At 61.7% G+C, this 22,559-nt stretch carries 24 protein-coding genes and 1 tRNA gene; 15 read left to right on the plus strand and 10 right to left on the minus strand.

What is annotated here, in order from left to right:
• Position 1: 1 nt before the first annotated feature.
• Complete coding sequence (locus LB516_RS18465; protein ID WP_224720146.1) at positions 2-364, minus strand: hypothetical protein; 363 nt, start codon at positions 362-364, stop codon at positions 2-4.
• 897 nt (positions 365-1,261) lie between these two features.
• Between LB516_RS18465 and LB516_RS18470 the strand changes: the two genes are divergently transcribed.
• Entirely contained in the window at positions 1,262-2,146 is an 885-nt protein-coding gene (locus LB516_RS18470) for a DUF429 domain-containing protein (RefSeq protein WP_224720243.1), read from the plus strand.
• Positions 2,147-2,258: 112 nt separating this feature from the next.
• On the opposite strand, the gene LB516_RS18475 is transcribed toward LB516_RS18470, so the two are convergent.
• Positions 2,259-2,894 carry a recombinase family protein gene (locus tag LB516_RS18475; RefSeq protein ID WP_224720147.1) on the minus strand — a complete coding sequence of 212 codons (636 nt, stop codon included), beginning with the start codon at positions 2,892-2,894 and terminating at the stop codon, positions 2,259-2,261.
• Positions 2,895-3,736: 842 nt separating this feature from the next.
• Here LB516_RS18475 and LB516_RS18480 point away from each other — a divergent pair.
• From LB516_RS18480 to LB516_RS18490, 3 genes are read left to right on the plus strand one after another with little or no spacing between them, the layout of a single operon-like run.
• The gene (locus LB516_RS18480; RefSeq protein ID WP_224720148.1) at positions 3,737-4,783 is read left to right on the plus strand and encodes a PP2C family protein-serine/threonine phosphatase; all 1,047 of its coding nucleotides are present in this window, start codon (positions 3,737-3,739) and stop codon (positions 4,781-4,783) included.
• Positions 4,776-5,846 (plus strand): serine/threonine protein kinase, encoded by a 1,071-nt coding sequence (locus LB516_RS18485; protein WP_224720149.1) that lies wholly within the window; start codon positions 4,776-4,778, stop codon positions 5,844-5,846. The genes LB516_RS18480 and LB516_RS18485 overlap by 8 nt, the downstream gene beginning before the upstream one ends.
• Positions 5,843-6,913, plus strand: coding sequence for a serine/threonine-protein kinase (locus LB516_RS18490; RefSeq protein WP_224720150.1), 1,071 nt, complete (start codon positions 5,843-5,845; stop codon positions 6,911-6,913). Before LB516_RS18485 ends, LB516_RS18490 begins: the two co-directional genes overlap by 4 nt.
• 2 nt (positions 6,914-6,915) lie before the next feature.
• On the opposite strand, the gene LB516_RS18495 is transcribed toward LB516_RS18490, so the two are convergent.
• The 3 genes from LB516_RS18495 to LB516_RS18500 all read right to left on the minus strand — a co-directional run bounded on the left by LB516_RS18495 (position 6,916) and on the right by LB516_RS18500 (position 8,490).
• A complete protein-coding gene (locus LB516_RS18495; protein ID WP_224720151.1) occupies positions 6,916-7,962 on the minus strand; it encodes a tyrosine-type recombinase/integrase in 1,047 nt (348 codons plus the stop codon).
• The gene (locus LB516_RS29160) at positions 7,959-8,312 is read right to left on the minus strand and encodes a DUF6538 domain-containing protein (protein WP_411969406.1); all 354 of its coding nucleotides are present in this window, start codon (positions 8,310-8,312) and stop codon (positions 7,959-7,961) included. Before LB516_RS29160 ends, LB516_RS18495 begins: the two co-directional genes overlap by 4 nt.
• A 93-nt stretch (positions 8,313-8,405) precedes the next feature.
• Positions 8,406-8,490, minus strand: a tRNA-Leu gene (locus LB516_RS18500).
• 178 nt (positions 8,491-8,668) lie between these two features.
• On the opposite strand from LB516_RS18500, the gene LB516_RS18505 reads away from it, so the two are divergent.
• Both LB516_RS18505 and LB516_RS18510 read left to right on the plus strand, forming a co-directional pair.
• Positions 8,669-9,253: a YqaA family protein gene (locus LB516_RS18505; protein ID WP_140720267.1), complete on the plus strand. Its 585-nt coding sequence runs from the start codon at positions 8,669-8,671 to the stop codon at positions 9,251-9,253.
• Between the two features lie 84 nt (positions 9,254-9,337).
• Positions 9,338-9,856, plus strand: a complete 519-nt coding sequence (locus LB516_RS18510; protein ID WP_140720265.1) for a disulfide bond formation protein B — start codon at positions 9,338-9,340, stop codon at positions 9,854-9,856.
• Positions 9,857-10,013: 157 nt separating this feature from the next.
• On the opposite strand, the gene LB516_RS18515 is transcribed toward LB516_RS18510, so the two are convergent.
• Complete coding sequence (locus LB516_RS18515; protein WP_008874122.1) at positions 10,014-10,571, minus strand: HNH endonuclease; 558 nt, start codon at positions 10,569-10,571, stop codon at positions 10,014-10,016.
• A gap of 128 nt (positions 10,572-10,699) precedes the next feature.
• Complete coding sequence (locus LB516_RS18520) at positions 10,700-11,341, minus strand: DNA-3-methyladenine glycosylase family protein (RefSeq protein WP_224720152.1); 642 nt, start codon at positions 11,339-11,341, stop codon at positions 10,700-10,702.
• Between the two features lie 75 nt (positions 11,342-11,416).
• Here LB516_RS18520 and gluQRS point away from each other — a divergent pair, with 75 nt between their 5' ends.
• Both gluQRS and LB516_RS18530 read left to right on the plus strand, forming a co-directional pair.
• On the plus strand, positions 11,417-12,292 hold the full coding sequence (gluQRS, locus tag LB516_RS18525) for a tRNA glutamyl-Q(34) synthetase GluQRS (RefSeq protein WP_224720153.1): 876 nt from the start codon (positions 11,417-11,419) through the stop codon (positions 12,290-12,292).
• 149 nt (positions 12,293-12,441) lie between these two features.
• Positions 12,442-13,344 carry a DMT family transporter gene (locus tag LB516_RS18530; RefSeq protein ID WP_140662803.1) on the plus strand — a complete coding sequence of 301 codons (903 nt, stop codon included), beginning with the start codon at positions 12,442-12,444 and terminating at the stop codon, positions 13,342-13,344.
• On the opposite strand, the gene LB516_RS18535 is transcribed toward LB516_RS18530, so the two are convergent.
• Positions 13,314-14,165 carry a YihY/virulence factor BrkB family protein gene (locus LB516_RS18535; protein ID WP_015315569.1) on the minus strand — a complete coding sequence of 284 codons (852 nt, stop codon included), beginning with the start codon at positions 14,163-14,165 and terminating at the stop codon, positions 13,314-13,316. The two genes, LB516_RS18530 and LB516_RS18535, sit on opposite strands and share 31 nt — an antisense overlap.
• A gap of 58 nt (positions 14,166-14,223) precedes the next feature.
• Between LB516_RS18535 and LB516_RS18540 the strand changes: the two genes are divergently transcribed.
• From LB516_RS18540 to LB516_RS18570, 7 genes are all read left to right on the plus strand, one after another.
• On the plus strand, positions 14,224-15,090 hold the full coding sequence (locus tag LB516_RS18540) for an SDR family oxidoreductase (RefSeq protein ID WP_224720154.1): 867 nt from the start codon (positions 14,224-14,226) through the stop codon (positions 15,088-15,090).
• 26 nt (positions 15,091-15,116) lie between these two features.
• On the plus strand, positions 15,117-15,308 hold the full coding sequence (locus LB516_RS18545) for a twin transmembrane helix small protein (protein WP_015315567.1): 192 nt from the start codon (positions 15,117-15,119) through the stop codon (positions 15,306-15,308).
• Between the two features lie 18 nt (positions 15,309-15,326).
• Complete coding sequence (locus tag LB516_RS18550) at positions 15,327-15,908, plus strand: cob(I)yrinic acid a,c-diamide adenosyltransferase (protein ID WP_224720155.1); 582 nt, start codon at positions 15,327-15,329, stop codon at positions 15,906-15,908.
• A gap of 31 nt (positions 15,909-15,939) precedes the next feature.
• Positions 15,940-16,740, plus strand: a complete 801-nt coding sequence (locus LB516_RS18555) for a rhomboid family intramembrane serine protease (RefSeq protein ID WP_140712902.1) — start codon at positions 15,940-15,942, stop codon at positions 16,738-16,740.
• A 233-nt stretch (positions 16,741-16,973) separates the two neighbouring features.
• Positions 16,974-17,723, plus strand: a complete 750-nt coding sequence (locus LB516_RS18560) for an electron transfer flavoprotein subunit beta/FixA family protein (protein ID WP_140787732.1) — start codon at positions 16,974-16,976, stop codon at positions 17,721-17,723.
• A 20-nt stretch (positions 17,724-17,743) separates the two neighbouring features.
• Positions 17,744-18,673, plus strand: a complete 930-nt coding sequence (locus LB516_RS18565; protein WP_140662810.1) for an electron transfer flavoprotein subunit alpha/FixB family protein — start codon at positions 17,744-17,746, stop codon at positions 18,671-18,673.
• Between the two features lie 209 nt (positions 18,674-18,882).
• Positions 18,883-19,761, plus strand: coding sequence for a 3-hydroxybutyryl-CoA dehydrogenase (locus LB516_RS18570; RefSeq protein WP_015315562.1), 879 nt, complete (start codon positions 18,883-18,885; stop codon positions 19,759-19,761).
• Between the two features lie 12 nt (positions 19,762-19,773).
• Here the strand turns inward: LB516_RS18570 and LB516_RS18575 are convergent, their stop codons facing one another.
• Positions 19,774-21,756, minus strand: a complete 1,983-nt coding sequence (locus LB516_RS18575) for a PAS domain S-box protein (protein WP_224720156.1) — start codon at positions 21,754-21,756, stop codon at positions 19,774-19,776.
• A 164-nt stretch (positions 21,757-21,920) separates the two neighbouring features.
• Complete coding sequence (locus LB516_RS18580; RefSeq protein ID WP_224720157.1) at positions 21,921-22,559, minus strand: NrsF family protein; 639 nt, start codon at positions 22,557-22,559, stop codon at positions 21,921-21,923.

Genomic DNA, 22,559 nt, shown 5'->3' on the forward strand with positions numbered 1-22,559 from the left:
GTCACACGAGCTCCCGTAGAGCTTGGTTGATCTCGTCGGTCATTGCTTGTTTCCTTTCTTGGTCACGTTTTTCGAGTTCGGCGAGTTGTAGGCCGGCACCTCCGAAGGCGGCGGCGAGGTCACGGGCGACAATCATTCCCGCCTTGGGACTAAGCTCCCGGTAGACGCGCTCTTGCCTGCCCGTCCGGTGGTCGTAGCGAAGGCCCGAGTGCCTACTGGACAGCGACCGCACCCGCTTCACGAGCTGGAGGCGGAACGCGGCATCGGACAGGAACCGCTCCGGCCTCTCACTCCAGAACAGGAACATCGCCATCGCAGTGACGGCTATGTCCTGTGCGGAGCATTCGGCGTCGAGGTTCAGCACCTCATGCGCCGCTTGCCGCTGATATCGGCTCTGAACCCGATTGCCTGCGGTGTCCTTTGCCGAGGTCGCCAGAGCGGCCCAACGGGCCTCCAAGTGGCCCCAAAGGGGACTATGGGTGTTCTTGGCGATACGCTCCCGGACGAGGGAGACGTATGGCGCAAGCTCACTCCGCCTGATGGAGGTCTGCTCGACATCGCCCTGCCGCCGTAGTCGGCTCTTGTGGCGCCGACAGTGCGGGCTGAAGCGGGAAGACGTAGGTGCGCCGCAGTTTGCAGCGCGACATGTTCGCATTCATTTCTCCTAATATTTGTATCCGCCCCCAAGCACAGAGGGACGGATGAGTTGAAAACGGCCGGGACTTCCCGACTATTGGTTTGTTGATTTGTGTCATTTGCCGCCGGGTGTCGTCCTGACCTGCCCGGTTCGCGGTTCCCCCTTGGGCATGTAAATCCCTTGGTTCCGCTCCCGCTCCGGAGACTAATCCGGATTGGCGGCTTACGCGGTACTTACACGTCCGGCAGTGTGCCGGTCCCGGGTGCAAGCCCGCTTCCATTCTATGGTTCGGCCGGGATCATCGTCTTGCCCCGGACGGTCCCGCTGTCGGCCCCTAGAGGCACGACAGGCATGGCTGCAATCGACCGGGCTGTTCGCAGTACAGCCAAACTGGTTTTGGAAGGGAGGCTCTTGGGGCCGGAGGCTTGGGAGCGGGTTGGTCTTCGGGTGGTTCAGTGGTCGGGTCTAGCCCACCACTCGGGTATGCGTGGCGCTAATATGGTGCACTTCTGACAAGGCGTCAACGACAATAATGCAGTTATTTCAATTAGATATATGACACCAGAACCCTAATCTAGTGCGGAGCCTTGCAGCACAAGGCATTCACGGGCTCTTGTGCCCGAAGTGTGCCTGAAAAAAGTTGATAGCGGCGACATCATTGCGCATAGTTGCCCTTCGGGGGAGGACAATTTGCGAACGGTCTTGGGAATAGATGCGGCCTGGACGTCGACCCAGCCGAGCGGCGTTGCACTGGCGGTTGAGGTCCCCGGCGGCTGGCATCTACGAGCAGCGGCGTCCTCTTACGGCGCCTTCTGTGCGCTTCCAGAGAGCACGACGACGCGACCCGGCTTGATTGGAGGTGCTTCCGGAGCATTAGAGGCAGCCCATGCCTTGGCGGGACGCCCGGTGGATCTGGTCGCGGTCGACATGCCGCTTTCGCGAACGCCCATCGTATCTCGCCGCGCAAGCGACGATGCTGTGTCTCGGGCGTACGGAGGGCGATGGGCCGGAACACATACGCCGAGCGCCGTCCGCCCCGGCGCCGTAAGCGACACTCTGCGGGCCGCCCTTGAGCACATAGGCTACAAGCTGCGCACATCTGGGCTCGTCTCTCACGGCCTAATTGAGGTCTATCCCCACCCAGCTCTCATCGAGTTCGCTTCTGCCGAGCGTCGTCTTCCGTACAAGTTTGGCAACCGGCGCAGTTACTGGCCCGACCAGCCCTCGACGGTCCGCAGCCTCAACATCTTTCGCGAGATGAAGGGTATTGCGTCCCTGATGGAAAACGAAATCTCGGGCGTAGAGGCGGCGATGCCAGAACTCGACTATGCGAAAGCGAGCGGGCGAGAGTGGAAAGCCTACGAAGACATGCTTGACGCCGTGGTCTGCGCGGCGGTCGGGATTTGCGTGTTGGAGGGACGCGCGGTGCCATTCGGCGATGACCAGTCTGCGATTTGGATACCAAAGCCGGGCTCTGCGAAATCGGGGGTGGAATGGCCCTTCCTGTGACGGCTGCCGGAGCTTACCGACCGACGAACATTCTCACGACTGCCACCGCTCCGCATATGCCGTAGAGCGCGATGAAGGTCATTGCCAACGTGTAAGCCATCTCGGTGCCCCCTCACATGCCCCAGGCTGCAAGCGCCTTCTCGGCCGCCGCAGGGTCTTCCTTGATCCGCAGCACAGTCTGGCGCGTAAGCCCCGACGCCTTGGCAACGATGGACGTGCCCTGTCCCTGCGCCAGCATATCGGTTACGGCCTGTAACGCGATCCGGTCATAGCTAGGCTTGCGGCCCCTATAGCGGTCTTCCTGCGCCCGGGCAGCGTCTATGCCGGCCCGCTGGGCCTCTTTCGTGGCCTCGGCCTGCGCTTGTGCCGTTGCCGCCATGAAGGCTATGAGCGCGTCCCTTACGGCCTGCTGCATGGGGTCTTTCGTTGCTCCGTCGAAGGTCATGTTGTTGATAACGGTCCGGACCACTACGCCCTTGCGCATCAGCTCCCGAATTGTGTCGCAGACGTCCTGATAGTTGCGGCCCAGCCGGTCCACCCAGCGGACCACTAGCGTATCCCCTCGGCGCAGCATGTCCCGAAGCCTGCGGCCCTCGGGGCGCTCGGCAAGCGTGGTGCTCACACCGGAGACCCCATGATCGGCCACTACATCGTCAATGGTGAACCCGGCGGCCTCCGCGTGGGTCCGTTGGTGGTCGAGCGTCTGGTCGACGGTGGAGACGCGAGCATAAAGAATGGTCTTGGACATAGGCTTCCTCGGTGTCCGTTAGCGTGATGTACGCTGACTAGCCTGTCCGTTGGGCCATGTCAACCCTAACGGACACTCTTTCCGACACGGCGAACTCTGTACGCTGGGCTATACCCTTGCGGACCGCTGTCGGTGCCCGGAGGTGTGGCGACTACTGGAGTAACCGAGATGGACCGAGAAATGCTTGCCCGCCTCGCGCAGGATGCAAGAAATGTGCTTGAAGAAGCTGCATCAACGGGGAATCACGTTTCGCTTCTTCCCGGGAGGCACTTGTGGTGCTGTATCTGACCTCTTGGGCCAATATCTCCGGCAGGCGTACGGCCTTGATGCCAGATATGTATGCGGCCTCCGAGACGGCCAGCAAAGTCACGCCTGGGTTCGTGTGGACGACGTAATCGTGGACATCACCGCCGACCAATTCGAGGATGGAATGCCGCCGGTCGCTGTTGCTTCGCCAGACAATGAGTGGCACGCAGCGTGGCACAAGCAAACGGAAAGGCAGCCCGACGCCGGAGCGTACGCCCTCCATTCCATGTGGGAGGCGTTTGTCGAGGGTATGGCAATCCGAGGCAACTCGCTGCCGTAGATCAAAGGCCACGGGGGGTATCGCGGCACGACGCCTGTGGAGTTCGAATCCTCGGATTTTTCCTCCGATTTCAGCGCGAAGTAATGGGCGTTTCGGCCGAACGAATTGAACGCAGCGCAGTAGCGGGCAGCAATTCGATGTAGCCTGACCTAATAAGTCGGCAACAAAGGGAGAATCGCTGTAGAAGCGCTTTTGTCGGCCTCATCAAGTACCGCGAGCCGGCACACTAGGGCGCCCGTAAGAGAGGCGAAGTTTTATGTCCGGCGATCTAACAAACAGAATTGTAGCTTTCTTAGACGATCCCGCGATTGTCCGCAGCACACAGTCGGTACCCGGCATCGCAATTGGCACGGTCAAGGGCCCTCTACGTGACGACAACCAGGATCGCGTGGTTGCAGCTTACATATCTCCACAAAGCGGGAAGGCCCTGCTAGTTGCAATCGTTTGCGACGGAATGGGGGGAATGGCTGATGGCGGACGCGCGGCAACGCTTGCTGCGAGCACATTTATCTCCTGCCTTGCACTTTCTACTGGTGGCAAGCCGAGCGCGAAGACGCTTGTCGATGCTGTCCGTCAGTCGGACCGGGCGGTCTTCGAAGCGCTCAAAGGGGAAGGCGGAACGACATTAACCGCAATCGTTATGATCGAACCGGCATCGGGCTGGATAGCGCACGTCGGGGATAGCCGCGCGTATGACGCAAATTCGGAATTCGCGATTGAACAGTTGACGAGAGATGACACCATCGCCGGCTTGGTGGGGGGCGAAGAAGCGGACGAGAAGAGCCGCGACAATCGACTTCTGCAATTTGTCGGCCAGGGCGGGGATCTGGAAGCCCATATCATCCCACTGAAGGGCATGGGTCGCCGTTTTCTCCTCGCGTCTGACGGAGTGCACGGCATGGGCAAAAAAGTGCTTCAAGCAATAGCGAGCAATTCAAGCAGTGCGGCTGACTTAGTTAGAAAGATAGTCTTCGTGTCGGACGCAACAGGCGTTGATGACAATGCTTCTGCGGTTGCGCTGTCAATTGACGACTTCGTGGTGCCTCCGTCCTACCCCAGCGGGGTAGCGCTGACCCTCTGGAGCGCGACAAACAAGTTAGAGATTTGGCTGGGTGGCATTCAGGGAAGATCAACTGCCCCGGCCAGACAACAAACGGCGAGAATTGAAAAACAGGCCACAAAGGCACCCGCCAAAAAGACCCAAAAGCGTGTCAAGCGTGAGGTCATAGGCGAACAGTCTCCGCCCCCCAAACCACAATTGAAGATCGACTTTGGCAGCGGCGAGGATGAGGCAGATGATTAAATTGCCTCCGCGCTACAGCCAAATTATCCAACACCTTGCCGGCGGCGGCATGTCAGACACTCTTGTCTGCAAAGACGCCCACTTGGAGCGGAATGTTGTAATAAAATCGCTCAAGCCGGGTATGGCTAAGCATCGTTTGATGGACGAACTCTCTGCACTGTCGGCAATCCGTTCGAATTACGTAGTCCAAGTTCTCGACGTAATATACGACGAGGGCGAGATCATTGGTTTTGTCGAGGAATATATACCGGGGTCGCCATTGATGCCTTTGCCGGCAAACTCAACTCCAAATGCGGCGCTAAGGGCCCTCTACCCTATCGCCACCGGAGTTTCGCACGTTCACAGCCATGGGAGAGTTCACCGCGATCTGAAGCCCGACAATATGAAGGTTGATGGGGAGGGCGTGCTAAAGATTTTTGACTTCGGACTTGCCAAGCTTGACGCCGCAGCCAAAACAAAGCAACTCTTTTACAGTCAAGGGTATTCAGCTCCTGAAATATTCAAGGCAGATTCAAAGGGTGACCACAACTTCACCAGCGCCGTTGATGTGTTCGCACTCGGGGCGATAGCTGTTTGGCTTCTCTGCGACGGGAAGCTTCCAACCGAGTTGGAGAACGTCCCTCCTACCTTGCCGTGCGCACAGGCCGATTTCTCGGCAATCATGCCAAGCTTACCCCCCAGCATTGCGCAGCTATTAAATGCCTGCCTAGCTGCGGACCCGTCAAAACGACCAAACGCCCGAACTGTCGCAGAGCAGATTGGAAAATACTTGTTATTTGATAAGCACCGCATGCTCCTGACTCACAAAGGACAGGAGTTTAGCGTCAATAGCTCATCGAGGACGGTAAAGCTCTCCAGCGGCAACGATTCGGTATCGATAAAGTATGACGGCTTAGACTTTATTGTTACGAGCGTGTCCGGTTTTGCGTTGAGGAACAACAAACAACTAAAAATTGGCGACAAGCTAACCGGGGCTGCAGTCATTGTGCTCGGTGATCCTATAAACAGGATGGGACGCACCTCGATCACGGCTGATGTTTCATATCCAGAGGTGTTGCTATGAAGGGCCCGCTTTCGGAGACAGGGCCTCTTGTGGGCGATCGATACAAGGCTCTCTCTTGGATCAACGCCGGTGGAATGCAGCATGTTTATCTGGCCAAAGACAGCCTGTTTGGTCGAGAGGTCGCTCTTAAGACGCCAAAGGACGACGGGGGGAACAGTCGATTCCGGCATTCAGCCTCTGTTAGCGCTAAGATAAACCATCCGAACGTGGCAAAAACGCTAGACTATTTGGAAGATGCAGCGGGGCGAGCGTACCTGATTGAGGAGCTGGTCAGCGGGGCCGATCTTGAATCGGTCATGTCTAACAAGCTTCGCTGTGTCCCTCCCTCAACATGTGCCCGCGTCCTTCACCAGTTGGCGAAGGGGCTGGTGGCTTCGCACCACGCGAATGTAGTTCACCGCGACCTTAAGCCGAGCAACATTATGGTAGTGGGCGGTTTCCGTTTCGCTGCGGTGAAAATAACTGATTTCGGAATCGCTAAACTGGCCGAAGCAGAAATCGGATTGTGGGCGGAATCAAAGGGCTCAACCTCCTCAAAGACCGTCCTTGGCGCGATACCGTACATGTCGCCCGAGAGCATCACTGAATTTAAGGTCGCAACGAAACCGTCGGATGTCTGGTCAATCGGTGCGATCGTATATGAAATGCTGTCCGGCCTACCGCCGTTTGGCGGGGGATTGAAATCAATTTTGAAGATTACTGAAGCCGTGCCACCGGCCCGCCCCATACAAATCTCTGCAGCTCAATTCAGGAGCTTAGGGAGTCAGGTTTATGATATAATTTTATCGTGCTTGCAAAAGGACCCGCAGAAACGCCCAACAGCAGAGTTTCTCGTACAAGCCTGCGAGGAGCTTTGCTATTCTCCGGATGAATATGAGCTGGGCACGATTACGCGCGTAGACCCAGCGACGGGCTTCATTCGAGCCGACGATGGGCCAGACCTGATGTACCACAGATCAAACTTCTACGGGACGGCATCAATAAAGGTTGGTAAGCGCGTCTGGTTTGCACGCCATCCCGGCACCGGAAACGACCGCGCATTTCCGGTCGTGAACTACGGTGACTAGCGTCACCCAGTCGCGTCACTTCCTAAAGCTGACTTCATTGCGTCAGTGACCACCTTAAGCCGCGCTTCGTCGCTCCCATAGGCCTCCCCCACACCTCCGCTTGCGTGCCCAAGGATCATGTCTTGGGTGGCCTTCGGTACACCCGCTACGCGGAGGCGATCTTTCATGTTGTGGCGAAGGGAATGGACCGTCGCCTTGCGGTCTTTCACAACAGCCCGAACGTGCTTCATGAGGGCCGCAGACGCGCTCGTGGGTCCACTCTCCCCGCCGTAGCGAGAGAACAACAAAGCACCCTGTCCTGCCGCCTCCAGCGCGACCTTAGCCGCCTTTAGGGCTTCTCCCACCAAAGGGACCCTCCGGCGCGACGAGTGGGTCTTGAGACGCCGCCCCTCGTGCCACTGGACGCTGATATGGGGAAGCTCCCCCTCAACTATCACATCAACAGTCCGAGCGCCTGTCACCTCTGCAAGCCGGCACCCGGTGCCCTCAAGGATGCGCCAAAGGTGCTTGAGGTCGTCGGCTCGCGATAGCGTATCGATCCGTACGCGGATGGCGGCAAGCTCCGCGTCCGTCAGGGACCGCCGCCGATCCTTCGCGGTCTCGGCTTCGTTGGCACTGCCGACCACTAGGCCCATAAAGGGGTTCGCAATGTGCCCGAGGTCCATTTCTTTGAGAGCGTGGTTGATGACCGCTCGCGTGTCATTGAGGTAGCGTTCGACGGTGTTTGGGCTGTTGATGACCCGGAGCATGTGGTCGAGTACTGCGCGGGCGTCAGCTCTTCGGAGATCGGTTAGAAGAGGGTTCTTGCCAAGGGCGTCTCTCACATAGCCGACTGTCCGCTCGACTCGCTGCTCGTCCTTCTTTCTCGCCAGTTCGCTTGAACTAGAGCGTTTGGCACGATCCCTTAGATAGAGCCGCTTGGCGTCCTCCAGCGTCGGAAGAGGGGCCGGGCCAAGACCCGAATGCAAGGCGGCGATAAGCGCGGTCTCGGCAGGAGCAACGTCGAGAGGATGGCCTGTTTCCGGGTCAACCGCGCGACCGGCAGTCAATCTTTCTGCCACCGAGGAACGGGCGAACCACTCGGCCTCACTTCCAGGCGGGTCCGGGTCGAAGCCAAAAGCCTTGATTGCGTCACGCGTTTTGGCGAAGTGGTCGAGGGGGTCTCAATGCAAGCCGTGATTTGGCCTCGGTCCTCGGCGAGCCGGCGCTTCGCGTCCGTCAATGTCTGCTCGGCAAGCCCATGCACTCGACCGTACCGCTTAATCGCCTCTTGCTCGCTTTCCCCTAAAGGCGCGACCAGTTCACCCTTGCCGAGTATCTCACGGAGCGGAACTGGCACCTTGCGCCTATAGCGCCACCTGTGGCCGCGTTTCTGGACGTGCTTCAAGACAAGTCTCATTCGATTTGTACCCCTTGGTGTACCTAAAAGTGTACCTCGGGGAAAGCGGGACCCCTTGCGATCCTTGGCTTTCAAGGTGTCTCGAGTGGGAAGTGGTGCCCCTAGCCGGGATCGAACCAGCACTCCTTGCGGAACTCGATTTTGAGTCGAGCGCGTCTACCAATTCCGCCATAGGGGCTCAGGCCGGGCGGCCTGGATGGGCGCGGACTATACGGTCGGAGGCCTGTTCGTCAACAGGCCAATTCCAAACCAGCCTCTGCCGCGACCAGACGGCACCTTTCCAATTTGTAAGACCGCAGCCATTGTGCAGCGCGAAAAACCTTTCTAGACAGACGGGCCGTTCCATAGGAGAGCCGATGCTTCGCGGACTGTACGACTGGACCCTGTCGCTGGCGGCGCGCAAATCCGCCGAATGGTGGCTGGCCTTCATCGCTTTCGTCGAGAGCTCGGTGTTCTTCATACCGGCAGACGTTCTGTTCCTGCCCATGGCGCTGGCGCGCCCCGAACGCGCCTATCGCTACGCGCTGACCGCCACCGTTGCGTCCGTGCTGGGCGGCATCGCCGGCTGGCTGATCGGCTACTATGCCTACGACACAATAGCACGGCCGATCCTGGAGCACTTCGGCGGCCTTGCCACGTTCGAGAAGTGGCAGTCTTCCGGCACCGGGCTAATGCTGGTGCTGCTCGTCACATCCGGCGTTGCGCACCTGCCGCCGATCAAGGTGGTCACTATTCTGGCCGGCGCGCTCCACATCAACCTTGTTGTCTTCATCGTCTCGGCCATCATCGCGCGCGGCGCCCGCTTCCTGCTGTTGGCGTGGCTTTTGCGCCGCTATGGCGAGCCGATCCGCGAATTCATCGAAAAGCGTCTGGGCCTGATCGTCGGCGCTGCCTCGGTCGCCCTGATTTTGCTCTATATCCTGATCAAATACGCCTTCTGAGGTTTGATGCTTAAACCGCGCAACGGTTTTGGCAGCGCGGCGAGCAGACCTTGCGGACGGCGAACACAACGGACGAAAGACGCCATGACAGCGACCATGAATGCCGATACCGGCCGCCAGCGGACACGCGCGGCCCTGTTTCTCGCCGTCGCGATGGCAGCGACCGTTGGCTCGGCGCTCGGCTTCCAGCACATTGGCGGCTACATCCCCTGCCACCTCTGCCTGGAACAGCGCACGCCGTATTACATCGGCGTGCCGTTGATGGTGCTGGCGGCGATAGCGTCGATGCTGCGCGCACCCGCATGGCTGACGCGCGGCCTGTTGGCCATTGGCGGCCTCCTGATGCTGTACGGGCTCTATCTCGGCGTCTATCACTCCGGCGTCGAATGGGCCTGGTGGCAGGGTCCTGCCGATTGCACGGCGGGCGCCGGACCGGTCGACACCGGTGGCAAGGGCGTCCTCGACGCGCTCGACAAATTCGTGCCGCCCTCCTGCGACAAGGCCGCCTTGCGCATTCTCGGCCTGTCGCTGGCCGGCTGGAACGCCATTGCCAGCCTTATCCTCGCCGCCGTCGCCTTCCGTGGCGCGCTGGCCCGCGATTGAGCTACAGAGCCGACGCGAGATCGTTCAAAGAATTCGGCAGGCTGAGTCGCATGGAGTGACTGTCGAGAACCGAAACGCAGCGGACATTTGGTCCGTGAACATCGGAAGCGCAGACAATTGCTCCAGACGGCCAACCTCCCGAATTCTTCGAACGAACTCAAGGCTCCAGTTCGACGTCCCAGTAGAGATAATCCATCCAGCTTTCATGCAGATGGTTGGGCGGGAACAGGCGGCCGTTATTGTGCAGATCATGCACCGTCGGCTGGTAGGGTTTCTGCAGCGGCCACATCTTGGCGTGAGCCGGCATCATACCGCCCTTCCTCAGATTGCAGGGCGAACAGGCGGCCACGACATTCTCCCATGTCGTGGCGCCGCCACGGTGACGCGGGATGACATGGTCGAAGGTCAGGTCCTCGGGGGTACCGCAATACTGGCACTGGAAACGGTCGCGCAGGAAGACGTTGAAACGGGTGAAGGCCGGATGCCTGGACGGCTTCACATAGGCCTTCAGGCTGACCACGCTCGGCAGCTTCATCGAGAAGGTCGGCGAGGATACGGCGTGCTCGTATTCGGCCACTATGTTCACCCGGTCCAGGAACACCGCCTTGATGGCGTCCTGCCAGGACCAGAGCGACAAGGGGTAATAGCTGAGCGGACGGTAATCCGCATTCAGCACCAGCGCTGGAAGCCCATCCGGAGATACGGCAACCGTCACCTTGTTGACCTCCTAGTTCTAGAACCGTTCGGCGTGGATACTGTAAGCCTGACATGACAGGGATGTGAAGCGGATTGTCGCTGGCACGAAGCGCCAAAAACACATGATTTTTAGGCTTTCTTGCGGATTCAGGCCGGCGGTGCGGCGTCCCGGCCCCTGGTTTCGCGATAATAAGACCAGAAAAGCCGCGATGCGACACCTCGCCACGGGCTCCATGATTCGGCCAGCGCGATCAGTGTTTTCTCCGCTGGACGCGGGTCGATGCCGAAGGCATGGCCGACAGCGCTCTGCAGGGCGACGTCGCGCGCCGGGAAAATGTCGGGGTGTCCGGCGGCAAACAACAGATACACTTCCGCCGTCCAGGGACCGATTCCGGGCACCGCCGTCATCCTGGCGATCGCCTCCACGGCATCGAGCGAACAGAGGTGATGCAGGTCGAGCCCATCGGCCACGGCCTGCGCAACCGCGATCAGGCCGCGCTGCTTGGGCCGCGACAGGCCGGCCTCGCGAAACATGTCCTCACCGGCGGCAAGGATCGCCCGCGGCGTCAGCGGATCGACGAGTTTCGCCAACCGGCCGAAGATCGCATCGGCGCTCGCCCGCGACACCTGCTGCGAGACGATGATCGAGGCCAGGCTCCTGAAGCCCGGCTCCGAAAGCCTGAGCGGCACCTCGCCGGCCATGCCGCGCACTTTTCCCAGGCGCGGGTCGATGAGGCAAAGCGCGTCCAGCCCCCGCTCAACGTCGTCCAGTGTCGCGATGCGCTGCATGGTATCCTTGTCCGAAGATGTGCAGCAAGGTAGCAACCGCCAAAACCACAGCACAACCCGATTGCCGCTCGAGACATGACGCTCCTGACATTCCGCTTCGCGCCCAGCCCCAACGGCGAACTGCATCTGGGCCACGCCTATTCGGCGCTGCTCAACAAGAAGCTCGCAAATACCAGCGGCGGCCGCCTGCTGCTGCGCATCGAGGATATCGACACCACGCGCTGCACGCCGGAGTTCGAGGCGGGCATGATCGCCGATCTGAAATGGCTGGGCCTCGACTGGGAAAAGCCCGTGCGCCGCCAGTCCGAGCATTTTGCAGAATATGGAACGGTGCTCGGGCGCCTGATCCGCGAGGAACTCGTCTATCCCGCCTTCATGAGCCGCGGCGAGATACGTGCCTTCATCGCCGACGGCGAAAAGCGCGGGCGCGACTGGCCGCGCGATCCCGACGGTGTGCCGCTCTATCCCCCGGCCGACAAGGCGCTTTCGATGAAGGAACGCAAGCGGCGGATTGCCGAGAATGCGCCCTTCGCCTGGCGGCTGGACGTCGGCGCCGCCATGGCGCGTGCCGGCAAGAACCTCTCATGGGCCGAATTCAGCGACGGGACGCTGTCCACGACGCGCTCCGTCGAGGCGCGTCCGCAGGATTGGGGCGACGTTATCGTGGCGCGCCGCGACATCCCGACCAGCTACCACCTCGCCGTCGTCATCGACGATGCCCTGCAAGGCGTCAGCCATGTCGTGCGCGGACAGGACCTGTTTTCCGCGACCGGGGTGCAGCGCCTGCTGCAGGAGATTCTGGGATTGCAGCCACCCGCCTATTTCCATCATCGGCTGATCCTCGGGCCGGATGGGCGAAAACTGTCGAAGAGCCTGAGGGATACCGGCCTTGCCGCCTTGCGCGACGCAGGCGCTTCGCCGGAAGAAATCAGAAGGATGGTAGGGCTTTGACCAGCATTATATCAGGAGAAACGCTCTCCGGACACGCCACCCGTTCAACCCCCTTGACGCATGGATCAATCGTTTCGTTTTGCGCCCGGGGTTGAACAGGACTAGAGCATCCTCACGGTTAATTCTCACCAGCGCGGCGATCCCGGAAAATGTCCAGCATCAAGCGGTTCATCCCCGCCACCTTCGTTGTCCTGTGGGCGACCGGCTTCATCGGCGCGCGTTACGCCATGCCATGGGCGGAGCCGTTCACCTTCCTCGCCGCGCGTTTCGTGCTCGCCGCCATCCTGCTGGCCGTGCTGATGCTGGTGCTGGGCTCGAAACGAGCCACCCGCGAGGAGGCTCTGCATGCCACCGGCGCCGGCGTGCTGATGCATGGCATCTATCTCGGCGCCGTCTTCTGGGCCATCCATCGAGGCATGCCGGCCGGTTTTTCGGCCCTGATCGTCGGCCTGCAGCCGCTGATCACCGCGGTGCTTGCCGGCAAGTTTCTGGGCGAGGCCATCCTGCCGCGCCACTGGCTTGGCCTCGCTATCGGGCTGGTCGGCATCGTCATCGTGCTGTGGCCGAAACTCGGGGCGCTCGGTGGCGGCGTGACGGCGGCGACGCTGGCCGCCTCGCTGGTCTCGGTGCTCGGCATGAGCGCCGGCACGATCTGGCAAAAGCGTTTTGCGTCCGGAGGCGACCTCGTGGCGGCCACCATGTGGCAATATGTCGGCGGCGCTTCGCTGATGATCCTGGCTTCGCTTGCCTTCGAAACCCAAACCGTCGTCATCAATGGCGAATTGGTCTTCGCCATGGGCTGGCTGCTGCTGGTGCTGTCGCTCGGCGCCATCTTTCTCCTGATGGTGATGATCCGTGACGGCGAGATGTCGAAAGTGGCCTCGTTGTTCTACCTGGTGCCGGCGGTGACGGCCGTCATCGCCTGGGCCTTGTTCAACGAGCAGCTCAATGCGCTGCAGATCGTCGGCATGGCCATCACCACTTTCGGCGTGGGCCTGGCAACCGCCCGAACAGGCAAACTTCAGCCGACCCGGGCACGCGCCTCTAGATAACGGCTGATCGCGGCGTTGAGCTCGCCGCCGAGGATGAAGATCGCCGAGACGATGTAGAGGAAGACCACCGCGATCATGATCGAGGCGAGACCGGCATAGGTCGTCACATAGGACGAGAAATGGTCGAGATAGGTGGCGAACATGGTCGAGCCGATAAGCCATGCGGCCAGTGTGAAGATGATGCCGGGTATCAGCGAGACGAAACGGCGCTTGCCGGCCGGCAGCCAGTAATGGACGGCAAACAGTCCGCCGATGATGACGGTTGAGGCGATGACGTACCGCCACAGCGTGATCGTGCCCGTATAGGGTTTGATCCATTCGAAATGGGCTTCCGCCAGCCGCGCCAGCAGGGGCGCGAACACCAGCAGCACGCTTATCGCCAGGAACCCGGCGGTAGCGATCAGCACGAAGAAGATGCTTTGCACCCGGCGATAGATGATGCCGCGCGTTTCCGTGACCCGATAGGCGCGGTTCAGCGAGGTGCGCAGCGCCTCGATGCCGTTGGAGGCAAAGTAGGCGGCAAGCAGCACGCCATAAGTCAACAGATCACTGCGCCTGACGGTCAGCACGTTCAGCACCTCGTGCGCGATCGGCTTGGCGATCTGGTCCGGCCAGGTGTCGAAGACCAGGTGCACGGCTGTGTCGGCAAAGGCCTGGGCACCAAGGAAGCTGCCCAGCGTCGTGGCGAAGATCAGGAATGGAAACAGCGCCATGAGCGAGGTGATCGCCAGATGGCTGGCCATCGCCCAGCCGTCATCGGTGTTGAAGTGGCCGAGCGCGTCGTAGAGCACGCGGCGCAGGGCGACAATGTTCCGCAGCAAGGACGCGCGCTCCCCTCGATTGTCTCGACGCCGCGAATATGGGAAATGAATGCGGCAAATGGCAACCCTTCGTCAAACCCCGAATTCTCCAGCGGCAGAGTTGCGCACCATCATCGTCACCGGCGCGTCTTCCGGCATAGGCGCCTATTGCACCCGTGCATTGAAGGCTGAGGGCTGGCGGGTGTTCGCGACGGCGCGCAGGCCGGAGGACATCGCTGCCCTCGAAGCCGACGGCGTCGAGGCTTTTTACCTCGACTATAGCGAACCGGACTCAATAGCCGCCCTGGTGACGGCGGTGCTCGACCGCACCGGCGGCAGGCTCGACGCGCTGTTCAACAACGGCGCCTACGCGCAGGCAGGCGCCGTCGAGGATCTGCCCGTTGCGGCGCTCAGGGAGCAGTTCGAGGCCAATTTCTTCGGCTGGCACGACCTGACCCGCCGCCTGGTTCCGGTGATGCGACGCCAGGGCCACGGCCGCCTCGTCCACTGCTCGTCGATCCTCGGTCTCGTGCCGGTGCGCTTCCGCGGCGCCTATTCGGCCTCCAAGCATGCCTTGGAGGCGCTGATGCTGTGCCAGCGCCAGGAACTGGCCGGCAGCGGCATCCATGTTTCGCTGATCGAGCCGGGGCCGGTGAAATCGAAGATCGCCAGCAATGGCCTGCCCTGGTTCCTAAGGAATATTGACCATGAGAATTCCGAGCATCGCGCCGACTATGCCGCGCAACTGGAGCGCATGCGCGCCGGCGGCAGCCAATCGACGCGGAAGCCCGGGCCTGAAGTGGTCCACAAGGAGCTCCGCCATGCACTTCTGTCGCGGCGCCCGCGCCCGCACTATGTGGTAACAATGTCGGCCAGGATCGGCGCCATGCTTAAACGCATCCTGCCGGCCTCGATGCTCCACCGCCTGCTCGCCAAGCGCGCCTGAACAAGCAAAGAACTGGAAACGCAAAAATGGCCACTGCCTTCAACATTCTTGCCATTCTGGTCATGGCCGCCGTGGTGGTCGTGCTGATCAGGGGGCTCATCAACATGATGCGCGGCGGCTCCGGTGTGACCTCCAACAAGCTGATGCAGGCCCGCGTCCTGCTGCAGGCCGTGGCGCTGGCGCTGATCCTGCTGGCCGTGTATTTCACCCGCAAGTGAGGCTTTTCGGGAGGCGATGTGGTCAAGCTCAACAAGATCTACACCCGCACCGGCGATGATGGCACTACGGGCCTTGGCACTGGTGAGCGGCGGCTGAAATCCGATCTCAGGGTGGACGCCTACGGCACGGTCGACGAAGCCAATGCCTGCATCGGCATGGCTCGCGTGCATACCGCACAGAGCGACCAGGCGATCGACGCCATGCTCTCGCGCATCCAGAACGATCTCTTCGACCTCGGCGCCGACCTCGCCGTGCCTGATGACGGCAAGCCGCTTGGCTACGAGCCGTTGCGCATCGTTGCCACGCAGACCGACCGTGTCGAGCACGACATCGACGTCCTCAACAGGAAGCTCCACCCGCTGAAATCCTTCGTGCTGAACGGCGGCACGCCGGCAGCGGCGGCGCTTCATCTCGCCCGCACGGTGGCACGGCGCGCCGAGCGGCTGATGGTCGCCCTGGCTCAGGACCCGGCCGAACACGTCAACCGCGACGGGCTGAAATACATCAACCGCGTCTCGGATTTCCTGTTTGTCGCCGCCCGGGCGGTCAATGACAACGGAAATGCCGACGTGCTATGGGTTCCCGGCAAGAACCGCTGAACGGACCAGAGGCGGGAGGGGCCGGCGACCGATGTTCATCCCGCTTTACGACACCAACAGGCTGCGCCACATCAGGCTGCAATATGTGACGATCGGTCTGATTGTCGCCAACGCCGTGATCTATTGCGCCACGGCGCTCGGCGGCGAGAACTTCACCAATGCCGCCGTGCTTGGTCTCGGCTTCATCCCGTCCGTCGTTCACGACACGGCCGAACTCGACCCCCGCTTTGTCATCATCCCCGAGAGCCTGAGCTATCTCACCTATTCCTTCCTGCATGCCGATATTTTCCATCTCGGCGGCAACATGCTGTTCCTTTGGGTTTTCGGCGACAATGTCGAGGACGCGCTCGGCCACATCCGCTACCTGATCTTCTATCTGCTGTGCGCCATCGCCGGAGCCGCCTTCCAGGGGCTGGTCGCCTGGGATTCGCAGGCGCCGTTGATTGGCGCGTCGGGTGCCATCGCCGGCGTGGTCGTCGCCTACCTGATCCTCTATCCCAGGGTGAAGGTGTGGGTGCTTGCCTTCGCCCGCATCCCTTTGCGCATTCCAGCCTTTATCCCGCTCATCCTGTGGGTGCTGTTCCAGATCGTCATGTTCGCGGCCGGCGGCGAGGATCAGATATCCTGGGCCTGCCACATCGGCGGCATCATTGCCGGCGCGGTTCTTGTGCTGGTCCTGCGCAGCCGCGGCGTGCCGCTGTTTGCACCCGCCGACGAGGATGCCGTGGTACCGACCCCTGAACAGCCGCCGGTGGTCGGCGAACCAGCGGCGCCCCAAACGGCCGCCACCACGACGCGCTGGGGACGTGGAAACCCTTCTGGCCCAAACTGAACCGATTTGAGCGGCTTTCAGCGTATTGACGGCACGGGTTGCCACAATTACGGAAACGTCTCCGCCGCGGCCCAAGGCGTTTAAGGAGCAGCCAGGGCGGGCAAAGACCAGAATTTCCATCCGGCCAGAATTCCGTCTGGCCGGAATTCAGTCAGGAATGTCGGCTTTCGACAACTCAGAAGGGGCGCAGGCTGCTATAGCGCGCCCAACTAGCGTGAAGAGGTGACAGGCAAATGAAGATCCTTGTGCCCGTGAAGCGGGTTGTGGACGCGAACGTCAAGGTGCGCGTGAAGGCTGATGGTTCGGCGGTGGAGCTGGCCAACGTCAAGATGGCGATGAACCCGTTCGACGAGATCGCGGTGGAAGAGGCGATCCGGATCAAGGAAGCCGGCAAGGCCGAAGAGATCATCGTCGTGTCGATCGGTCCGCAGCAGGCGCAGGAAACCTTGCGCACCGCACTCGCCATGGGCGCCGACCGCGCCATCCTGGTCAAGACCGACGAACAGACCGAGCCGCTGGGCGTCGCCAAGGTGCTGAAGGGCGTCGTCGAGGCGGAACAGCCAGGCCTTGTCATTCTCGGCAAGCAGGCGATCGACGACGATTCCAACCAGACCGGCCAGATGCTGGCGGCCCTGCTCGGCTGGGCGCAGGGCACCTTCGCCTCCAAGGTCGTGATCGAGGGCGATCATGCCAAGGTGACGCGCGAAGTCGACGGCGGCCTGCAGACGGTGGAGCTGAAGATGCCGGTGATCGTCACCGCCGACCTTCGCCTCAACCAGCCGCGCTATGCCTCCCTGCCCAATATCATGAAGGCCAAGAAGAAGCCGCTCGACGAGAAGAGCCCGGCCGATTACGGCGCCGACGTCAAGCCACGCCTCAAGGTCATCAAGACCGAGGAGCCGAGCGGCCGCAAGGCGGGTGTCAAGGTCAAGAGCGTCGCCGAACTGGTCGACAAGCTCAAGAACGAAGCCGGCGTGCTCTGAGATCGGAAGGAACAGACAACATGGCAATTCTCCTCATCGCTGAACACGACAACGCCACCCTTTCCGACCAGACCGCCAAGGCGCTTTCGGCCGCCCTGCAGATCGGCTCGGACGTTCATGTGCTGGTGGCCGGCAAAGGCGCCAAGGCTGCCGCCGACGCAGCAGCGAAACTGAAGGGCGTGAGCAAGGTGCTGCTCGCCGAAGCCGACGAACTCGCCGAGCGCCTGGCCGAGCCGACGGCGGCACTGGTCGTCTCGCTGGCTGGCGCCTACGACACGGTCATCGCGCCGGCGACGTCGGCCGGCAAGAACATCGCGCCGCGCGTGGCGGCCCTGCTCGATGTCGCGCAGGTCTCCGAGATCATCGAAGTGGTCTCGCCCGATACCTTCAAGCGGCCGATCTATGCCGGCAACGCCATCCAGACGGTGCAGTCGAGCGACGCCAAGAAGGTCATCACCGTGCGCACCGCCTCCTTCCAGGCCGCGCCCGACGGTGGCTCGGCTTCGGTCGAGACGGTCAATGCGGCAGCCAATCCCGGCCTGTCCACCTTCGTCGAGAACAAGCTGTCGGAGACCGACCGTCCGGAGTTGACCTCGGCCAAGATCATCATCTCGGGCGGCCGCGCGCTCGGTTCCTCGGAGAAATTCCAGGAGGTCATCCTGCCGGTCGCCGACAAGCTCGGTGCCGCCGTCGGCGCCTCCCGCGCCGCCGTCGATGCCGGGTACGCGCCGAACGACTGGCAGGTCGGCCAGACCGGCAAGGTCGTCGCCCCCGATCTCTACATCGCGGTCGGCATCTCCGGCGCCATCCAGCACCTTGCCGGCATGAAGGATTCCAAGGTCATCGTCGCCATCAACAAGGACGAGGAAGCGCCGATCTTCCAGGTTGCCGATTACGGCCTCGTCGGCGACCTCTTCGTCATCCTGCCGGAGTTGCAGAAGGCGCTTTGACGCTTCCGCGCAACCGTATTAAATTGCGAAGGGTGGGGTAGACGAAGTCGCCCCACCCTTTTAGTTTGCACCGCACAATAAGCAGGCCACAAAGGCTGAAAGCAATTCCAGCAGCAGTGCGCAGTGGTTTTTGCGCCGGGAATTGCGGGAAAACAAAGAGATGGGGCGGTTCGCGATCCAGCGAAAAACGCTCCGGACGGGATCGGGTAATGAGCAAGATCGAGACGATCGGCATCATTGGTGCGGGCCAGATGGGCGGCGGCATCGCCCACGTCTCCGCGCTTTCGGGCTATAAGGTGCTGATCTACGATATATCGCCCGACCGCATCGAGAAGGGCATTGCCACAATCAGCGGCAACATGGCCCGTCAGGTGGGGTCCGGCAAGCTCGACGAGAAGCTGCGCAATCAGGCCATGGCACGCATCGCGTCGGCACCGACGATGGCCGATCTCGCCGGCGCCGATCTGGTGATCGAAGCGGCGACCGAGGACGAAACCGTCAAGCGCAAGATCTATGCGCAGCTCTGTCCTCAGCTCAATCCCGAAGCGATCCTGGCGACCAACACCTCGTCGATTTCGATCACACGGCTAGCTGCCCAGACCGACCGGCCGGAGCGGTTCATCGGCATACATTTCATGAACCCGGTACCGCTGATGAAGCTGGTCGAACTGGTGCGCGGCATCGCCACCGAGGACCAGACCTTCGAGGCGGCCAAGACCTATGTGAAGCAGCTCGACAAGACGATCACCGTCTCGGAAGATTTCCCGGCCTTCATCGTAAACCGCATCCTTCTGCCGATGATTAACGAAGCGATCTACACGCTCTATGAGGGCGTCGGCTCGGTCGATGCCATCGACACCGCCATGCGGCTCGGCGCCAACCATCCGATGGGACCGCTGCAGCTTGCCGATTTCATCGGCCTGGATACCTGCCTGTCGATCATGCAGGTGCTGCATGACGGCCTGTCGGATTCGAAGTACCGGCCTTGCCCGCTGCTGGTCAAATATGTCGAGGCCGGCTGGCTCGGCCGCAAGACCGGGCGCGGCTTCTACGATTATCGCGGCGAGCATCCCGTTCCGACGCGCTGACGTGATTGCCGCTCACGAGGCCGCGGCGAGTGGCTTGGGCGGTTCTGACCTGTCGTCGTCGCTGACCTTGCCGTCCGGCGCCACCGAAACGCATCCCCGGCCGGCGGCCTTGGCTGCATAGCAAGCGGCGTCGGCCCTTGCGATGATCTCGTCGACTTCGCCGCAATTGGCGCAGATCGCCGTCAACCCGATGCTGGCACCGATCCCGTGCGGCCGGCCATCCCAGGTGAAGTTCAGGCCCGCTATCGCATCGATGATGGAACGCGCCGCGATCCTCGCGCCGGTGGTGGAAGCCGATTTCAGGATCACGGCGAATTCGTCGCCACCCAGGCGCGCGACGATGTCTTCAGGACCAAGCACGCCGCGCACGGCGTCAGCGACCCGCTTCAGCAGGGCGTCTCCGGCAGCGTGACCTCCCGTGTCGTTGACCAGCTTGAAATGGTCGAGATCGATGAACATGAACTGATGGCGGCCCCCTGTCGTCGTGCCGTCCTTGCGCGCCTGATCGACCATCCCCTCCATGGCGCGGATGAAGCTCGAGCGGTTGGCAAGGCCGGTCAGTGCATCATGCGCGGCGGCATGGGCAAGCTGTCGCTGCAGGGCACGCGCATCGGTGAAGTCCTGGAAGACGATCACCAGACCGCAGAATTCGTTGCGTTCGTTGAGGATCGGCGACACGACCTGGCGGATGCTGCAGCGCGTGTCGTCGCGGCGGATGAGGACCGCGCGGCTGTTCTGGTCGGAGCGCGCCTCTTCGCCTGTCACCGGCCGCGTCATCCCGATCCTGTGGCCGGTCTCCTCGTCGACTGCCCAGTAGACATGGCTCAGCGTCTTGCCCAGCGCATCGTCACTGGAAACGCCGGTCAACTTTTCGGCCACCGGGTTCATGAAAGTGACGCGGTTCGCGGCATCGGTGCAGATGACGGCATCGCCGATCGATTGCAGCGTCACCCTCAGCCGCTCCTTCTCGTCGGCCAGCATCGCCGCCGAGACGATGAGCCGTTCTTCGGCCTGCTTTCGCCGGGTGATGTCCATCAAGCTGCCGATCGCTCTGACCAGGTGTCCGTCCGCATCGCGCTCGATGGCCTTGCCGCGGTCGAGGATCCAGATCCAGCGGCCGTCCTTGTGGCGCATCCGGAACTCGGCTTCGAAAAATTCCGTCTCGCCGGCGAGATGGGCGCGATCGGCCTCCGCGACCGTGGCGCGATCGTCTGGATGGATCATCGTCAGCCAGCGATCGGGGTCGCCATCGAGCTCGCCATCCCCGTAGCCCAGCATCTTGACCCAGGTGGAGGAATAGGTGGTGCCCCCCTTGCGCATGTCGAAATCCCAGACACCTTGACCGGCGCCGGCCAGCGCGAAGTTCCAGCGCGTTTCGGCCTCTGTGATGCGCGCCTCGGCCTGTTTGCGCGCGTCGATGTCCTCGATCTGCGAGACGAGATAGAGCGGCCGGCCGCTTTTCTCGTCGCGAATAACCGAGCCGGCAAGATGAGCCCAGACGGGTGTGCCGTCCTTCTTGAGATAACGCTTCTCGAAGTGGAAGGCATCGACGGTGCCCGCCTTCAGGCCGGCCATCGTTTCGCTGCCGATCTGCACATCGTCGGGATGCGTGAGCTGGAAGAAGGTCAGCGCCTCGATCTCGTCGCGGCTGTAGCCAAGCATGGCGGCAAAGGCCGGATTGGTCTGGAGAATACGCCCGTCGAGACCGACGATAGCGATGCCGATCGCCGAGTCCTCCATGGCCCGGCGGAACCGCTGCTCGCTGTCCGCGATCTGCCGTCGATCCTCCGAGATTCGACCGATGAACAGATAGGCCGCGAAAAGCGCGCAGACCGTCACCGCGACCGATATTTGGAGGCAAAGTCTGAGGGCTTGCGCGCCAAGGTCCAGCCCTGACAGCACAAGCGAGGCGGCCACTACGGCCAGACCGGCCACAAGCAGCGCCAGAGCTGCATGCTTGTGCCGTCCCGGCCCGATGATACCTCGCAATGTCACGATTCGTGCCACCCCCGTGGGCAATCGCTTTTTCCCGTTAAAACCCTGAAGGATCGATTTTAAGGAAAGGTTGCGCCAAGGGCATAGGCGACATGGAAAACCGGCAAACAATTGCCGGCATGATTAAGGATCGGTATTCACGGGGTGTAGGCGTGGGTATCCTGCTACCAGCGCACGAAAAACCGCCCGCCGAGCGCGCCAAGCAGAGCGAGAGCCGCGATGGCGATCGTGTACCAGGTGGCAACGAAAAGCGGCGAATCGTCGAAGCAGTGCGCCGCGTAGAAAGTCGCCGCCAGCCCGCCGGCAAGCAGCCCCGCGACCGCGCCGGCAAGCACCGGCCGTGTCGGCGCGCCATAGCGCAGCATCCACAGGAAGATGGCCAGCGGGCCGATGCCGATCAGCGGGATGAAGCCCATGCAGATCATCATGTTCGAGCCGATCATGCGCGTGCCCCACAGGGCCTGCGGCACCATGAAGAGCTCCAGCACCACGGCTAGCGCGACCAGCAGCGGCGCCCCGATCATCGCCGCCATAGCCCGGCCTGTCGCCGCGCCCGGCGTCGACAGGGCACGGATCAGGGCAAAGGCGCTGATGGCGAGCACGATGGTGAAAACGAATTTGGACAGGAAACGCACCGTGTGCGCGGCCACCATGAAATCGGGGCGCGGCCCGATCGTCATCATGAAGACAGCCGCCGCGACCAAGGCGGCCGCGCCAGCCGCCAGCCACCAGGCCGAGCGCAATGGCATCGCCTTGCTGCGGGCATCGGCGTCGAGCGCCTTGATGAGATCGTCGGTCTTCAT

Source organism: Mesorhizobium sp. CO1-1-7 (genome assembly GCF_020164885.1).
Lineage (GTDB): Bacteria > Pseudomonadota > Alphaproteobacteria > Rhizobiales > Rhizobiaceae > Mesorhizobium > Mesorhizobium australicum.

What these genes read in the sequence shown, in the direction of transcription:
- LB516_RS18490 (WP_224720150.1), top strand. Translation starts at nt 5,843, where the DNA reads ATGAAGGGCCCGCTTTCGGAGACAGGGCCTCTTGTGGGCGATCGATAC.
- LB516_RS18545 (WP_015315567.1), top strand. Translation starts at nt 15,117, where the DNA reads ATGGCCACTGCCTTCAACATTCTTGCCATTCTGGTCATGGCCGCCGTG.
- LB516_RS18540 (WP_224720154.1), top strand. Translation starts at nt 14,224, where the DNA reads ATGGCAACCCTTCGTCAAACCCCGAATTCTCCAGCGGCAGAGTTGCGC.
- LB516_RS18580 (WP_224720157.1), bottom strand. Translation starts at nt 22,559, where the DNA reads ATGAAGACCGACGATCTCATCAAGGCGCTCGACGCCGATGCCCGCAGC.
- LB516_RS18560 (WP_140787732.1), top strand. Translation starts at nt 16,974, where the DNA reads ATGAAGATCCTTGTGCCCGTGAAGCGGGTTGTGGACGCGAACGTCAAG.
- LB516_RS18475 (WP_224720147.1), bottom strand. Translation starts at nt 2,894, where the DNA reads ATGTCCAAGACCATTCTTTATGCTCGCGTCTCCACCGTCGACCAGACG.
- LB516_RS18530 (WP_140662803.1), top strand. Translation starts at nt 12,442, where the DNA reads ATGTCCAGCATCAAGCGGTTCATCCCCGCCACCTTCGTTGTCCTGTGG.
- gluQRS (WP_224720153.1), top strand. Translation starts at nt 11,417, where the DNA reads ATGACGCTCCTGACATTCCGCTTCGCGCCCAGCCCCAACGGCGAACTG.
- LB516_RS18555 (WP_140712902.1), top strand. Translation starts at nt 15,940, where the DNA reads ATGTTCATCCCGCTTTACGACACCAACAGGCTGCGCCACATCAGGCTG.
- LB516_RS29160 (WP_411969406.1), bottom strand. Translation starts at nt 8,312, where the DNA reads ATGAGACTTGTCTTGAAGCACGTCCAGAAACGCGGCCACAGGTGGCGC.
- LB516_RS18510 (WP_140720265.1), top strand. Translation starts at nt 9,338, where the DNA reads ATGACAGCGACCATGAATGCCGATACCGGCCGCCAGCGGACACGCGCG.
- LB516_RS18565 (WP_140662810.1), top strand. Translation starts at nt 17,744, where the DNA reads ATGGCAATTCTCCTCATCGCTGAACACGACAACGCCACCCTTTCCGAC.
- LB516_RS18485 (WP_224720149.1), top strand. Translation starts at nt 4,776, where the DNA reads ATGATTAAATTGCCTCCGCGCTACAGCCAAATTATCCAACACCTTGCC.
- LB516_RS18570 (WP_015315562.1), top strand. Translation starts at nt 18,883, where the DNA reads ATGAGCAAGATCGAGACGATCGGCATCATTGGTGCGGGCCAGATGGGC.
- LB516_RS18505 (WP_140720267.1), top strand. Translation starts at nt 8,669, where the DNA reads ATGCTTCGCGGACTGTACGACTGGACCCTGTCGCTGGCGGCGCGCAAA.
- LB516_RS18520 (WP_224720152.1), bottom strand. Translation starts at nt 11,341, where the DNA reads ATGCAGCGCATCGCGACACTGGACGACGTTGAGCGGGGGCTGGACGCG.
- LB516_RS18480 (WP_224720148.1), top strand. Translation starts at nt 3,737, where the DNA reads ATGTCCGGCGATCTAACAAACAGAATTGTAGCTTTCTTAGACGATCCC.